14 protein-coding genes are annotated in these 12,778 nt (G+C 71.5%); 5 read left to right on the top strand and 9 right to left on the bottom strand.

Annotated features, from left to right (window positions below):
* Window positions 1-58: 58 nt before the first annotated feature.
* A complete protein-coding gene (locus C8E87_RS17920; RefSeq protein WP_133874155.1) occupies window positions 59-751 on the bottom strand; it encodes a sensor histidine kinase in 693 nt (230 codons plus the stop codon).
* 162 nt (window positions 752-913) lie between these two features.
* On the opposite strand from C8E87_RS17920, the gene C8E87_RS17915 reads away from it, so the two are divergent.
* Both C8E87_RS17915 and C8E87_RS17910 read left to right on the top strand, forming a co-directional pair.
* Window positions 914-2,818 carry an ATP-binding protein gene (locus C8E87_RS17915; protein ID WP_133874154.1) on the top strand — a complete coding sequence of 635 codons (1,905 nt, stop codon included), beginning with the start codon at window positions 914-916 and terminating at the stop codon, window positions 2,816-2,818.
* Complete coding sequence (locus C8E87_RS17910; protein WP_133874153.1) at window positions 2,818-3,465, top strand: response regulator transcription factor; 648 nt, start codon at window positions 2,818-2,820, stop codon at window positions 3,463-3,465. The genes C8E87_RS17915 and C8E87_RS17910 overlap by 1 nt, the downstream gene beginning before the upstream one ends.
* Window positions 3,466-3,550: 85 nt before the next feature.
* On the opposite strand, the gene C8E87_RS17905 is transcribed toward C8E87_RS17910, so the two are convergent.
* The 4 genes from C8E87_RS17905 to C8E87_RS17890 form a co-directional block, all read right to left on the bottom strand.
* A complete protein-coding gene (locus C8E87_RS17905) occupies window positions 3,551-4,708 on the bottom strand; it encodes a tetratricopeptide repeat protein (RefSeq protein ID WP_133874152.1) in 1,158 nt (385 codons plus the stop codon).
* Window positions 4,709-4,806: 98 nt separating this feature from the next.
* Window positions 4,807-5,280 carry a 2-C-methyl-D-erythritol 2,4-cyclodiphosphate synthase gene (gene ispF, locus C8E87_RS17900; protein ID WP_133874151.1) on the bottom strand — a complete coding sequence of 158 codons (474 nt, stop codon included), beginning with the start codon at window positions 5,278-5,280 and terminating at the stop codon, window positions 4,807-4,809.
* Between the two features lie 9 nt (window positions 5,281-5,289).
* On the bottom strand, window positions 5,290-5,985 hold the full coding sequence (ispD, locus tag C8E87_RS17895) for a 2-C-methyl-D-erythritol 4-phosphate cytidylyltransferase (protein WP_133874150.1): 696 nt from the start codon (window positions 5,983-5,985) through the stop codon (window positions 5,290-5,292).
* A 50-nt stretch (window positions 5,986-6,035) separates the two neighbouring features.
* Window positions 6,036-6,521, bottom strand: a complete 486-nt coding sequence (locus tag C8E87_RS17890) for a CarD family transcriptional regulator (RefSeq protein ID WP_133874149.1) — start codon at window positions 6,519-6,521, stop codon at window positions 6,036-6,038.
* A gap of 335 nt (window positions 6,522-6,856) precedes the next feature.
* On the opposite strand from C8E87_RS17890, the gene C8E87_RS17885 reads away from it, so the two are divergent.
* Window positions 6,857-7,627 carry a hypothetical protein gene (locus C8E87_RS17885; RefSeq protein WP_133874148.1) on the top strand — a complete coding sequence of 257 codons (771 nt, stop codon included), beginning with the start codon at window positions 6,857-6,859 and terminating at the stop codon, window positions 7,625-7,627.
* 7 nt (window positions 7,628-7,634) lie between these two features.
* Here the strand turns inward: C8E87_RS17885 and C8E87_RS17880 are convergent, their stop codons facing one another.
* From C8E87_RS17880 to C8E87_RS17865, 4 genes are read right to left on the bottom strand one after another with little or no spacing between them, the layout of a single operon-like run.
* The gene (locus tag C8E87_RS17880) at window positions 7,635-8,093 is read right to left on the bottom strand and encodes a DUF6023 family protein (RefSeq protein ID WP_133874147.1); all 459 of its coding nucleotides are present in this window, start codon (window positions 8,091-8,093) and stop codon (window positions 7,635-7,637) included.
* Window positions 8,090-9,145, bottom strand: a complete 1,056-nt coding sequence (locus tag C8E87_RS17875) for a type III polyketide synthase (RefSeq protein ID WP_239080552.1) — start codon at window positions 9,143-9,145, stop codon at window positions 8,090-8,092. Before C8E87_RS17875 ends, C8E87_RS17880 begins: the two co-directional genes overlap by 4 nt.
* 53 nt (window positions 9,146-9,198) lie before the next feature.
* Window positions 9,199-10,353, bottom strand: a complete 1,155-nt coding sequence (locus tag C8E87_RS17870) for an acyl-CoA dehydrogenase family protein (RefSeq protein ID WP_133874146.1) — start codon at window positions 10,351-10,353, stop codon at window positions 9,199-9,201.
* Entirely contained in the window at window positions 10,350-11,063 is a 714-nt protein-coding gene (locus tag C8E87_RS17865) for a methyltransferase domain-containing protein (protein WP_133874145.1), read from the bottom strand. Before C8E87_RS17865 ends, C8E87_RS17870 begins: the two co-directional genes overlap by 4 nt.
* A 46-nt stretch (window positions 11,064-11,109) precedes the next feature.
* Between C8E87_RS17865 and C8E87_RS17860 the strand changes: the two genes are divergently transcribed.
* Together C8E87_RS17860 and C8E87_RS17855 are read left to right on the top strand one after the other, a co-directional pair.
* Window positions 11,110-11,937, top strand: a complete 828-nt coding sequence (locus tag C8E87_RS17860; protein ID WP_133874144.1) for a UbiA family prenyltransferase — start codon at window positions 11,110-11,112, stop codon at window positions 11,935-11,937.
* A gap of 100 nt (window positions 11,938-12,037) precedes the next feature.
* The gene (locus C8E87_RS17855) at window positions 12,038-12,772 is read left to right on the top strand and encodes a hypothetical protein (protein ID WP_133874143.1); all 735 of its coding nucleotides are present in this window, start codon (window positions 12,038-12,040) and stop codon (window positions 12,770-12,772) included.
* The last annotated feature ends 6 nt before the right edge of the window (window positions 12,773-12,778 follow it).

Raw genomic sequence — 12,778 nt, 5'->3', positions numbered from 1 at the left:
CCCGGCACTCCCGCAGCAGGCGCCACAGGCGGCGAGCAGCCCGGGGCCAACCGGCCGATCACCGCTGGGCCGGCAGGGTGAACCAGAACCGGCTGCCTCCCCCCGCGTTCGGTTCGACTCCGATCTGACCGTTGTGGCGTTCGATGATGCGGCGGCAGATGGCCAGGCCCAGGCCGGTGCCGCGGTAGGCGCCGCTGTTCCCGGAGCGGTGGAAGGCGTCGAACACGTGCGGACGGTCGCTCGCCGGGATGCCGATGCCACGGTCGGCCACCTCTACCCGCACGGTGCCGTCCTGCTCGGTTCGCGCCGATACCCGGATCTGGGCCGCCGACCCGGCCGAGGTGTATTTGACGGCGTTGCCGATCAGGTTGTCGATCACGTGGCGCAGCAGCTTCACGTCGGCCCGGACCGTCGGGAGATCAGACGTGACGGCTACGTCGGCGCCGCCGGTCGTGGCGTGATCCGCGATGACCTCCGCTACCAGCTCGGCCAACGGGACGGCCGTAAGGGTAACGGTGCTCTGGTCGGCCTTGGCATAGTGCAGCAGGTCCTCGACCAGTCGCTCCATGCGGCGCAGACCGCGCTCGATCCCGTCGAGATCCTGTCCGCCCTGCTCGCCGAGGGTGGCGGCGTGGTCCTCGCGGAGCATCTCCAGATGCGCCGAGGCTGCGGCCAGCGGTGATTTCAGGTCGTGGGTTGCCATGGTCATGAAGCTGCGGAGTTCGGTCTCGCGGTCAAGTAGCGCTCGCATCGGGTGCTCCTCCGGTTTGCTGGGAGGGGGGTGCGTTCCACGTTGGGGCACCCGGGCCCGCGGGCGCTTGAGGCAGGTGTCCCGGGTGGCCTGGGCGGTCCGCCCGCTTGGTTCGGGACGAATCAGGCATCGTCCGGGACATCACAGCGGCACACTGGGTGCATGAGGCGATGGCTGCTGATCGCGGCGTTCGTGCTGGTCACGGTGGTCGGTGTCGCCTTTCGTACGGTCGAGACCCTGCAGTGGCATCCCACGCAACCGCCGGGCGTCTTTCACAGTCCGCTCGCTCTGGAACTGGCCAAGGTGCTGCCCGCGGTGGCGTGGTCTGCGGCCGGCTGCGCGCTGGCCGTGCTCCGGCCGCGCAACACCCTCGGCTGGCTCTTCCTCGCCTTCGGTGCGGTGCAGGCGTTCGCCACGACGCATCGGACGCTGACGGTGTACAGGCCCACCGACCCGCCGGAGACGTTGGCGACCCGCATCGCCGACATGTTCAGCAACGTGACAGTTTGGGGCCTGCTCACCGTGGTGCTCGCTCTTTATCCGGACGGGCGTCTGCCCTCGCGGCGATGGCGCGTGCCGATGGCCGCCGCAATCGCCGGGCTCGTGCTGATGGCCGCATACGACGTCGGCGACTGGGATCTCGGCTTCCTGGACGTCCTGATCCAGGTGTTGCTGATGTCTGCGACGGCGATGATCCTGATCGGCACGATCAGGCGGTGGCATCGCGCGGTCTACCCCTACCGTCAGCAACTGGGCTGGTTCCTGATGGGCTTGGCCGGAGCCTTCGCCCTGAACAACTTCGCGGCCATAGGCGGGTTCTATGCGCTGGGGAATGCGCTGTTCACACCGCTACTGATCATGCCGATCGCCGTTGCCTTCGGCGTGCTGCACTACCGCCTGCTCGACGTCCGGGTCGTTTTGCGTCGTGGTCTCGTCTACGGCGCGCTGACCGTGCTCGTGTTCGGGGTCTACCTCCTGCTCACCGCGGTCTTCACCTCGGCGCTCGGTCGCGTGTTCCCGGGCGTGCTGGCCGGCATGATCGTCGCCGCGGGCCTCCTGCCGGCCCGGGACTGGATCCAGCGCGGCGTCGACCGTCTCATCTACGGCGCCCGCCTGGATCCGCTGCGGGCCCTCAACGACCTCGGCAAGAGCGTCGCGACAACCGACCAATCCGGCCTGCTACCGACCGCCGTCGCCGCCGTCGCCGCTTCCGTGCAGGCGGAAGGCGCCACGGTGATCAGCCCGGACGGCCGCACACTGGCCCGTACGGGAATCGATGTGGACAGCCACGTCGCCTTCCCGCTGAGATTCGGCGGCCGCGAGATCGGCGAACTTCGCATCGCGACGCCCCAGGCCGGTGAGCACTACTCCACGGCCGACCGCCGCCTGCTGACCGCCCTGGCCGCGCAGCTCGCCGTCGTCGCCAGTGCCACCGAGCTGACCGAAGCCCTCGAGACCGAACGCAACCGGGTCGTCGAGGCCACCCGCAACGAACGCGACCGGCTGCGCCGCGATCTGCACGACGGCCTCGGCCCCTCACTCGCCGGCATGAGCCTCGGTCTGCAGGCGCTCACCAGCATGGTCCCCGCAGCGCCCGCCGCACGCCTGGTCGAGAGGCTCCGCGCCGAAACCGACGTCGCCGTCAAGGACATCCGCCGCATCATCGACGGCCTGCGACCCAGCGTTCTCGACACGATCGGGCTGGCCCAGGCCATCCAACGCCACGCCGGCGCCCTCAACGCCACCCTCCCGGTCGAAGTCAACGCTGACGGACTGCCCACGCTGACCCCCGACGTCGAGACAGCGGCCTACCGCATCGTCACCGAGGCGCTGACCAACGTGGCCCGGCACGCACACGCGCACCACGCCCGCGTCGCCATCAGCGCGAGCGACGCCCTGCACATCGCGGTCAGCGACGACGGCCGCGGCATCCACCCGACCAGCAGCGCCGGCGTCGGTCTCACCTCCATGCGCCGCCGCGCCGAGGCACTCGGCGGCGGCTTCGCCGTCCGCACCGATGACGCCGGGACCACGATCACCGCCACGCTTCCGCTCAGGAGGGCCTGATGCCCGTACGCGTGATACTCGCCGACGACCACCCCATGTACCGTTTCGGGCTGACCGCGGCCATCGCCACCGCCCCGGAGATCGAACTGATCGGCGAGGCCGCGTCCGGCGCCGAGTTGATCGAACTGGTCGACCGGGACCCACCCGACGTCGTCATCACCGACCTCGCGATGCCCGGCACCGACGGCACCACCGCAACCGGCGCGATCACCGCCCGGCACGCCCAGGTCAAGGTGCTCGTCCTCACCATGCATGAAGACGACGAGGCCCTGTTCGGGGCCATGCGGGCCGGCGCACGCGGCTACCTGCTGAAGGGCGCGGACAGCGCCGACATCGTCCGCGCGGTGCTGACCGTGGCCCGCGGCGACGTCGTCTACGGCACCGGTGTCGCGCAACGAATCGTCGACTTCTTCACCGGTGCCCACAAGGACTACGCCACGGTCGTGTTTCCCGAACTCACCGGCCGCGAGCGGGAAATCCTGGAGCTGGTCGCCACCGGGCATCGCAATCACGAGATTGCCCGCCGGCTGACGTTGTCGGAGAAGACGATCCGCAACAACGTCGCGGCTATCCTCTTCAAGCTCCACGTGAGCGACCGAGCGGCCGCCGTCGCGAAGGCCCGCGATGCCGGTCTAGGAAACCGCTGAACAAGCTCGCCGCCCAGTCACAAGCTGTGAGCTGCCGCCGCTCGACGCCTCCACCCGCTTCCCCGGAGCCGGGATTCTCCGCCGTCTACTGGCGGCGGGTCAGGATCAGGATCTCGGCCAGCGCCGCCACGGTCATGGCAGCCACCAGCGGCACCACTCCGCCTATCAAGGCGTAGACCAGCAGCAGCAAGGGCGCGACGAAGCCGACGTAAGCCGCAGCGGCCAGCGGCCGGTTGTGCTGCCGCAGCCGGGTCAAGGCCACCGCCAGCGGCTCCGGCACAACCCGGTTGAGCGCGAAGATCACGCCGACGAAGAGCAGGACGCCGATCAGCCCGGCCCAGGTGCGCGAGATCCCGTCGCTGGTCAAGGTCATCAGGCCGGCGAACAGGCCCGCGACCAGCGTGGCGTTGGTGCCGAAGAGCACGTGCTTGCGAACCGCCTCGGCCGACTCCCCCGACGGGTCGAGCACCGGACGGCTGGGCCGGCTGATCACGCTTTCCCCGGTCCAGTCGGCCGACGACGTGGACGGCTCCTCGACCGCGGGCCGATCCGGCGCCTGGTACGCCCGCGGGAACGGCTCCGGATAGTCACCCTCCGAGTCGGGCGCGGCCGGCAGGGTCGCTTCGTCGGCCAGCGTCTCCAGGGCCCGCGCCCAGCGCCGCCGCTCGAACCGCACGATGCCGACGTCACGCTGCGCGTCCCCGATCGCCGGGTCGAGGTCCAAGGCTTGCGCGTACGCCCGTTGCGCCAGATCGAAGAGCCGCAAGCGTGCCGCCACCACCGCCAGCACGAGGTGTGCCTCGGCCTCGGCCGGCGCCACGCGTACGGCGTTCCAGGCGGCGTTCAATGCTTCCTGACCGTTGCGTGACTCGCTGAGCAGGGCCGCACCGGTCCGCTGCGCGTACGCGTCGGCCGGCCACTGCCGAATGATCTCGCTCGCGACCTGGGCCGCCTCGCCGTACTTCTGGCTGTCGGAGAGCGCCATCGCCCGTACGACAAGGTTCGTCAGCGTCGCCGGGGCCGCCGCCACCGCGCGCTCGGCCGCCCTCAGCGCCTCACCCGGCTGATCGGCCGCCAGGTGGATGCGGGCCAGGGTCGCCAGCAAGCTCGATTCCCCCGGCGCCGTCTCCAGCCCCGAGGCAATCTCCTGCGCCGCCTCGTCATACCTCCCGAGGTCGGCCAGCAAGAGCGCACGCTGCCGATACTCTTCCGGCGTCGTTTCGGGTTCCAAAGGCGCGGCCACGCTCCGAGAGTAAGCGCTGCCACACAATCCCACCCTGTGGGGTAACCCGTCCCGCACCCCCGTTCACGCCCATTTCGCCCACACCACCCGTATCCGGGTCACGGCTGGGCGACCAGCGCGACCGCCATGGCCGCCAACCCCTCGCCGCGGCCGGTCAGGCCGAGGCCGTCGGTGGTGGTGCCGGAGACGGTGACCGGGGCGCCGACGGCGGCCGACAACACCTGCTGGGCCTCCGCGCGGCGCTTACCGATCTTGGGACGGTTGCCGATCACCTGGATCGAGACGTTGACGATCTCGAACGAGGCGGTCCGGACCAGGCGGGCCGTCTCGGTCAGCAGTGCCACGCCCGAGGCGCCGACCCATTCCGGGCGGGAGGTTCCGAAGTTGCTGCCGAGGTCGCCCAGCCCGGAGGCGCCGAACAGGGCGTCACATGCGGCGTGGGCGGCGACGTCGGCGTCGGAGTGACCGGCCAGACCGGTCTCGTCCGGCCACAGCAGGCCGGCCACCCAGCAGGGGCGCCCCGGCTCGAAGGCGTGCACGTCCGTACCGATGCCGACCCGCTGGTTGATCACCGCGTCAGGTTACTGGGGGTGGGCGAGCAGGGCCTCGGCGAGGATCAGGTCGAGGGGCCGGGTGATCTTCATGGCGAGCTCGGAGCCGGGGACGCACGCGACCTCGATCCCCGCCTTTTCGACCAGGCCGGCGTCGTCGGTGAGCGGGTCGGCCGCGGCGGCATGAGCGGCGGCGAGCACGCTGTGCTGGAAGCCCTGCGGGGTTTGCACGCTGCGCAGGACGGCCCGGTCGACTGTGCCGAGGACGACCTCGTCGGCGGTGACCTCTTTGATGGTGTCGACCACGGGCAGCACCGGGATGACGGCGGGGCGACCCGCACGGACGGCCGCGGCCACCGCCTCGATCACAGCGGGTGGGGTGAGGGCTCGCGCGGCGTCGTGGACGAGCACGATGCCGATCTCGGGTGGGACGGCCGCCAGGGCCAGCGCCACCGATTCCTGACGTTCGGCCCCGCCGGCCACCACGGTGACCGGCGCGACCGGCGTCAGAAGTGCCCGCACTGCCTCGACCTCGGCCGCGGGAGCGGCGACCACGATCAGTCGGACCGACGGCGAGGCCGCCACCCGGCGAACCGCATGCACAAGCAGCGGCTCCCCAGCGAGCGGGCGCAAGGCCTTGGGCCCGCCCGGGCCGAGCCGCAAGCCGGCGCCAGCCGCCGGAACCAGGACCGCGACGTCACCGCGGGCATTGAGCTTCGCGGTCACGTCGCGGTCCTGTGCAAACACACGTTTTGTTGCTTCGAGGCGTGGGTGGGTCAGGCCTCGGTAAGGACCTTGTCGAGAAGCACCTCGGCCTCGTCCTTCGTGCTCTTTTCCGCCAGAGCGACCTCACCGACGAGGATGTCGCGAGCCTTCGCGAGCATGCGCTTCTCTCCGGCCGAGAGACCGCGCTCGCGCTCACGACGCCACAGGTCACGAACAACCTCGGCAACCTTGAGGGGGTTACCGGAAGCCAGCTTCTCGAGATTGGCCTTGTAACGCCGCGACCAGTTCGTCGGCTCCTCGGTGTGCGGAGCGCGGAGGACGTCGAAGACCTTGCCCAGGCCTTCCTCGCCAACCACTTCGCGCACGCCGACGATCTCGGCGTTCTCAGCGGGCACCCGCACGGTCAGATCGCCCTGGGCAACGCGCAGCACGAGATACTGCTTTTCGACGCCCTTGATGACCCTTGTTTCGATTGCCTCGATGAGTGCGGCCCCGTGGTGGGGGTAAACAACGGTCTCGCCGACACTGAAAACCATAGGTTCGAAGCCCCTTTCGCTGTGTCTAGGGTAACACGCTCAGGCAGCTATGTCCCACCCTGCCGGTGACTGTTAGTGCAGCTCAGAGGCCCTGTGATGGGCGCTTCTGCGGCTTGACAGACGGGCCGCGAGCTGCCTCAGTAACAGTGAGTGACGAATTGGTGACGGCCAAGACGTACGGGTCGGATATTTCGCACCTACGGCGTTTGTGAGGTCAAGCTTATCGCTAAGGTCCGGGAACGCGCACTACTGGCGGTCGAGCCTCGCGTAAGGAAGGCTGAGCGGAAGGTCCCCGACCGAAGAGCGACTGGTCGGCCCGGGGGGAGGGTGAAGTCATGGCTGGTGCGAGCGACAACGGCGGATGGTCGTCGGATGGCGGTTCCCCGGACGATCTGCCCGACCTGCCCGAGGAGTGGGGCGTCATCGTCATTCCGGACGACCTCTCCGAGCTGTCCGACGAGGTCGACGCCGTCCGGGCCGAGCTGCGGCTCACCGGCCCGCCGACACGCTGGCAGCGCCTGCTCCGCCGGCCCGCCGTACGCCGCCTGCACCGGGCCGCCACCGTCACGCTCCGGGCCCCGGTGCTGATCATTTCGCTCGCCGTGCTGGTCACCGTGGCCAGTCTTTTCGCCTCGGCCTGGCCAGGCCCGCCCCGCCAGCCGGCCACGCAGCGCACGGCCGGCACGACTCCGGAGCCGGTCACCACCCTGCCCGCGCTCGAGCTGGTGGCGGCCGACGGCCAGACAGTGCCGCTGCGGGGGCGGCTACCGGCTGTCATCCTGCTCATCGACGGCTGCGCCTGCACGGGACTGGTTTCCGACACCATCGACGCCGTCGGTCCCGAGATCGCTGTGATCACCGTGTCGACCGCGACCGCCTCGGCGTCCACCGCCGGCACACCGCCGACCGGCGCCATGCCTCCGGCCAACGGCAAGACCGTGCGGATGCTGCACGATCCGACCGGCAGCGTGCGCTCCCACCTGCATCTCGGCGCGCCCGACACCACGGCCGCGGCCGTGCTCGTCAACCGCAGCTCGCAGATCCTCCGCACGGTTCCGCGCACGGCCTCGGTCGACGACTTCCGAGCCGACCTGGCGCGGCTCTGAGGCGGAGTCAGCTGGGCACTCGTCGCAGCGTGTAGCGGAAGACGACCGGGCCCTCGTCGCCCACAGTGATGTTCATCCGCATCACGCCGCCCAGCCCCACCTCGAAGCTGTCCGGCGGCAACTCCCCGGAACAGCGCACCCCCAGCCCCGAGTCGTTGCCCGACCGGCTCAGGCTCACCCGTACGAAGCTCTCGGCCCCACCCCGGCAGACCAGCGACACCTCGTAGGAGCCGGTGTCGACGAACGACTCGACCGTCTGCGCGGCCCCCGCGGGCAGGGCGACCGTCTGCGCGTCGGCCTGACCGTCGACGTCGGGCAGCTGCTGCTCGACCGCGGACCGCCACTGCGCGACCCGGTCGTTCGACTGTCCCGGCGGGGCCGTGAGCACCCACCACGTCGCCCCCGCGGCGACCAGGACCCCGGCCGCCGAATAGAGGATCGCGCCGCGCGCCCGCTCACCCGTCACAGGGGTGACTCTAGAAGCAGCGTGCCGTAGAGCGTGAGTCCCGGACCGAACGCCAGCATCACCACCCGTCGTGGCGGGACGTCCCGGCGACGGAGTGCGTCCAGGGCCAGCAGCACGGTGGGTGACGAGCAATTCCCGTACGTGGAAAGCACCTCCCGCGAAGCGGCGAGCGCGGAGTCGTCGAGCCCGAGCTGTTCCTGGACGACGTCGAGGATCTTGGGCCCGCCGGGGTGGACCGCCCAGCCGTCGACGTCGCCGATGCCGAGCCCGTTGCGGCCCAGCAGCTCCTCGACCAGCTTGCGGACGTGCAGTTCGAGCACCGCCGGCACCTGCGGCGAGAGGCCCATCCGGAAGCCGAGGTCGGTCACCTCCCAGGTCATGTGGCCGGCCGTGGTGGTGTCGGTGACCGCGGCGACGTCCTGGACGACCAGGCCCGGGCCGCCGGGGAGGAGCACGACGGCGGCCGCCGCGTCGGAGAACAGCGCGTGCGACACGATCTGCTGCATGTCCGTACGCACCGAGGCCGGCTGCAGGTGCAGACTGGTCAGCTCGGCGCAGAGCAGCAGTGCCGGCCGCTCCCGGGCGGTGACGAAGTCGGCCGCCGCGCCCAGGCCGGGCAGCGCCGCGTAACAACCCATGTGCCCCACGAACAACCGCCGCACCGACGACGCCATGCCGAGGTCACGAGCGAGCAGGATGTCGAGGCCGGGCGTCGCGTAGCCGGTGCAGGAGCACACCGCGAACAGCCCCAGGTCACCGGCCGCGATCCCGGCGGCGGCCAGCGCCCGGGTCACCGCCTCCTTGCCCAGCGGGACGGCCTCGACCTGGTAGCGGCGCATCCGTTGCTCGGTCGTCCAGTCGGAGACGTCCTCGAGCAGCGGGCTCACGGCCGCCTGCCGCGTTCGCACCCCGGAGTTCTCGAAGATGCGTTTGGCCAGCGTGCGCCGGGTCCCGGTGTAGTGATGCGAGAAGTAGTCGTCCCACAGTTCGCTCTGCACGGCGGAGGGCGGCAGTGCCGTCCCCAGCCCCGCGATGGTCGCGTTGCTCTTCACTAGTGCCTCCTCGGCCCCGAACCCCGCCGCCATCCGTGCTGTACCGAGCCCCGTCACCAGCGAGGGGCCGAACCCTCCGAGTCAGCGTCGCCGCCGAGCGCGTCCACCCCGAGCCAGTCGGCGCACACGTCGCTGGTCGCGGGTTGCAGGGATCCGGCCCGCGCGTCCCGGTAGAGGCGTTCGAGCGGATGTCCCCGGCGCATGGCGGACGTGCCGGCGGCCTCCAGCATCGACGCCGCGACCTCGGCCGCCGTGGTGCCGGCCAGCAGCTTGGCCCGCCACACCCAGCGGGTCGTCTCCGCCTCGCCGGGCCGCTCGTCGACCCGGCGGGCCGCCTCCATCACCGCCAGGTGGGCCGCGGCGACAGCGGCGTCGGCCCGCCCGATCCGCGACCGGATCGCCGGCAGGTGGCCCAGTTTGCGCTCGTTGACGTGCTCGACCGCGGCGTCGACGGCCGCGCGGGCCACCCCCACGTAGACGGCGGCGTAACTGGCCACCATCCAGTGCGGCGCGATCTGCGCGACGACCAGGGCCAGCCCTTCGACGCCGCCGAGCAGGGCGCCGGCCGGGACCGTGACGTCGACGTGCAGGTCGTGCGAGCCGGTGGCCCGCATGCCGAGCGCGTCCCACGTCGGCTCGACGCGCAGGCCCTCACCCGCCGGCACCAGGAACTGCGAGACCTGCGACGGGTCGGCGGCACTGCGGGCGGCCACCAGATAGGCGTCCGCGTGCCCCGCCCCCGAGCAGAACGTCTTGGAGCCGCGGAGGCGATAACCCCCCTCCACAGCCTCGTACGTGGTGCTGAGCTGGGACAGTCGCGAGCCCGCGCCGCGCTCGCTCATCGCCACCGCGTACCACTTGCCCTCGGCCGCCGCTCGCAGGGCGTCGTCGCGGGCCTGCAGGGCCTCGGCGGACAGTCCCAGGGCGTCGGCCAGCTGGTCGGTGACCCCGGCCAGGGCGCCGGTGACCGAGGCGTGCATGTTGAAGATCAGCGCGGTGGCGCCGTTGCCGCGGGCCAGCTCGTACGCGGTCGCGGCGTAGTCGGCGAAGCCCGCCCCGGCCCCGCCCAGCCGGGCCGGGACCATCAACCCGAACAGGCCGGACGCGCGCAGGTCGGCGAAGTCGTCGGCCGGGAAGCTGCCGTCGCGGTCGTAGGCGGCCGCGCGGGCCGCGAACCGGGGCGTGAGCCGCCGGGCTTCGGGGATCATGCGGCCTCCTTACGGCCGTGGCCCTGATAGAGCACGGCGGTGGAACGGGTCGGGACGATGCGGCCCAGGGGCCGGCGTTTGGAGGAGGGGCCGAGCCAGCGGAGCAGACCGGGGACACTGGGACGGGCGCCGCGCACCTGCAGGCGTACGCCATAGGAAGCGCACAACGCGGTGAGCCGGCGCGGGTCGACGAAGAGCGCCGGATCGTGCAGCCCGGCCGGGGCCAGCCCGATCGCCTCGCCGAGGGTGATCGTGACGAAGCGGCTCAGCGCGTTGTCGTTGACCGTGTCGAGCACGAGCAGCCCGCCCGGCCGCAGCACCCGGCACAGCTCGGCCACCGTCGCGGGCAGGTCGGTCACGTGCTCGAGGATCTCGCCCGCCGCCACCACCTCGGCCGAGCCGGTGGCCAGCGGCAACGCCGTCACATCACCGCGTACGGGCCGGATGCCGCGCTCGGCCGCGTGCCGGAGCCCGGAGGTGCGCAGGTCGACGCCGACGTGGGTGTAACCCTTGCCGGCCAGGTGCGGGGCGAGCAGGCCGCCGCCGCAGCCCGCGTCGACCAGGATCGCGCCGGGTGCGCTCGCGGGCGGGATCAGCCGGGCCCGGGCCTCGGCCAGCCAGTGCAGCAGCTCGAAGTGGCCGCCAGGACGCCACCAGTGGTCGGCGAGCTCGTCGTACTGACGCGGATCGTTACGGACCATCGACGGCATGTGATCGAGCGTGGCATGCATCTTGCACACCCGCCACACTGCTCGCATGTCCCGAGCGCTCGCAGTGATCAAGTCGTCCCACCCGGAGCCCGGTGGCGCGGTCACGATCGCGATGACTCTGCTCGCCGTCGGGGCCGGGCACCGCGGCTGGGCGATCCTGGGCGTCTTCGCCGCGGTGGGCGCGACGCAGCTCGCCGTGGGCTGGGTGAACGACTGGCTCGACGCGGATCGCGACCGGGCCGCCGGACGCACGGACAAGCCGATCGCCTCCGGGGCGGTTTCCCGACGTACGGTCGGCATCTCGGGTTTGGTCGCGGCGCTCGCCGTCCCGCTTCTCGGCCTGCCGTTCGGCCCGTACGCGACGCTCCTGATCACGCTCGTCGGCGTGTTCGCGCTGCTCTACGACTGGCCGCTCAAGTTCACAGCGTTCTCGGTGGTGCCCTACCTGGCGGCGTTCGGGCTGCTCCCGGCGTTCGTGGTGGTCGCGCTGCCCGGACATCCGGCGCCACCGGCCTGGCTGGTCGCGGCGGGCGCGCTGCTCGGCGGGGGCGCGCACTTCGCCAACGTGCTGCCCGACCTCGCCGACGACGCCGCCACTGGCGTACGGGGTCTGCCGCATCGGCTCGGCGCCGCTGGTTCCTCCATTGCGGCCGCTCTGCTCCTGCTGAGTGCGACGCTCGTGCTGGTGTTCGGGCCGCCGGGGCCTCCGTCGTGGGCGGGTTGGACGGCCGCCGCGTTGTCGGTGGTGGTGCTTCCGCTCGGCTGGCACGCCACCCGGCGCGCCCGGGGGCGAGGTGTCGCCATGTTCCGCGCGGTGATCATCGTCGCGCTGATCGACGTTCTTCTGCTGATCTTCAGTGGCCGGGTGGTGTGAATGGACGGGTCGCCGCACGCGCCCGATCACGGCCCTCTAGGCTGAGCCGTACGCCGTTCGGTGTGCTTCGGTGTCGGCTTGATCAGCTTGGAGGATCGTGATGCGCTCGCTGGGAACCCGCCGCGTCACACTGGCCGCGGGTGTCGCCACGGTCGCCGTGATCGCGCTGGCCGGCTGCTCGGCCGGTCAGGTTGCCGAGACCGCCATTCTCAAGACCCCGATCTCGGGCCTCAACACGCAGAGCCCCGACGGTCGCCTGCTCATCCGTAACCTCCAGGTCGTCTACAACGACCCCGAGGGTTACCCGGCCAACGGCGACGCGTCGATCGAGGTCGGCCTGTTCAACCAGACCACCGAGGAAATGACCGTCCTGATCAGCAGCCGCCCGCTGCAGGACGAGCAGGCCGGCGTCGTCTCGGCCCGGCAGATCGGGCTCAGCGGCAGTGCCGCGGCCGCTTCGCCGAGCGCGAACCCCGAGCCCTCCGGCACCGGCACCGACCCTGACGAGGTCGGCGGCGGCAACGACCAGAACACCGGCGTCGAGCAGCCGTCGACGCCGCCCAGCCTGGCCGGCACGCCCTCGGTGGCGCCGACCGCCTCGCTGCGGCCCGCCCGCATCACCCTGCCCGCGCTGAGCAGCGTGATCTTCCTGCCCGAGGCCGACGCCCAGCTGGTCGCCGCGGGCCTGAGCGACGAACTGCGGCCGGGCAACTCGCTGAGCCTGGTCTTCGAGGTCAGCGGCCAGTCGCAGCCGATCGAGCTGACCGCGCCGTTCGCCGTCCCGCTCTCGCCGGCCTCCCGCGCGCCGGGCGAGGCCGGGGAGAACCACGAGTAAGTTGTC

It is taken from the genome of Paractinoplanes brasiliensis (genome assembly GCF_004362215.1).
Classification (GTDB): domain Bacteria; phylum Actinomycetota; class Actinomycetes; order Mycobacteriales; family Micromonosporaceae; genus Actinoplanes; species Actinoplanes brasiliensis.
The sequence above is the reverse complement of the archived record's forward strand: the minus strand, read 5'-3'. Positions and strand labels throughout refer to the sequence as shown.

What these genes read in the sequence shown, in the direction of transcription:
- C8E87_RS17870 (WP_133874146.1), bottom strand. Translation starts at nt 10,353, where the DNA reads ATGATCCCCGAAGCCCGGCGGCTCACGCCCCGGTTCGCGGCCCGCGCG.
- C8E87_RS17915 (WP_133874154.1), top strand. Translation starts at nt 914, where the DNA reads ATGAGGCGATGGCTGCTGATCGCGGCGTTCGTGCTGGTCACGGTGGTC.
- C8E87_RS17885 (WP_133874148.1), top strand. Translation starts at nt 6,857, where the DNA reads ATGGCTGGTGCGAGCGACAACGGCGGATGGTCGTCGGATGGCGGTTCC.
- C8E87_RS17855 (WP_133874143.1), top strand. Translation starts at nt 12,038, where the DNA reads ATGCGCTCGCTGGGAACCCGCCGCGTCACACTGGCCGCGGGTGTCGCC.
- C8E87_RS17910 (WP_133874153.1), top strand. Translation starts at nt 2,818, where the DNA reads ATGCCCGTACGCGTGATACTCGCCGACGACCACCCCATGTACCGTTTC.
- C8E87_RS17920 (WP_133874155.1), bottom strand. Translation starts at nt 751, where the DNA reads ATGCGAGCGCTACTTGACCGCGAGACCGAACTCCGCAGCTTCATGACC.
- C8E87_RS17865 (WP_133874145.1), bottom strand. Translation starts at nt 11,063, where the DNA reads ATGCCGTCGATGGTCCGTAACGATCCGCGTCAGTACGACGAGCTCGCC.
- C8E87_RS17890 (WP_133874149.1), bottom strand. Translation starts at nt 6,521, where the DNA reads ATGGTTTTCAGTGTCGGCGAGACCGTTGTTTACCCCCACCACGGGGCC.
- C8E87_RS17860 (WP_133874144.1), top strand. Translation starts at nt 11,110, where the DNA reads ATGTCCCGAGCGCTCGCAGTGATCAAGTCGTCCCACCCGGAGCCCGGT.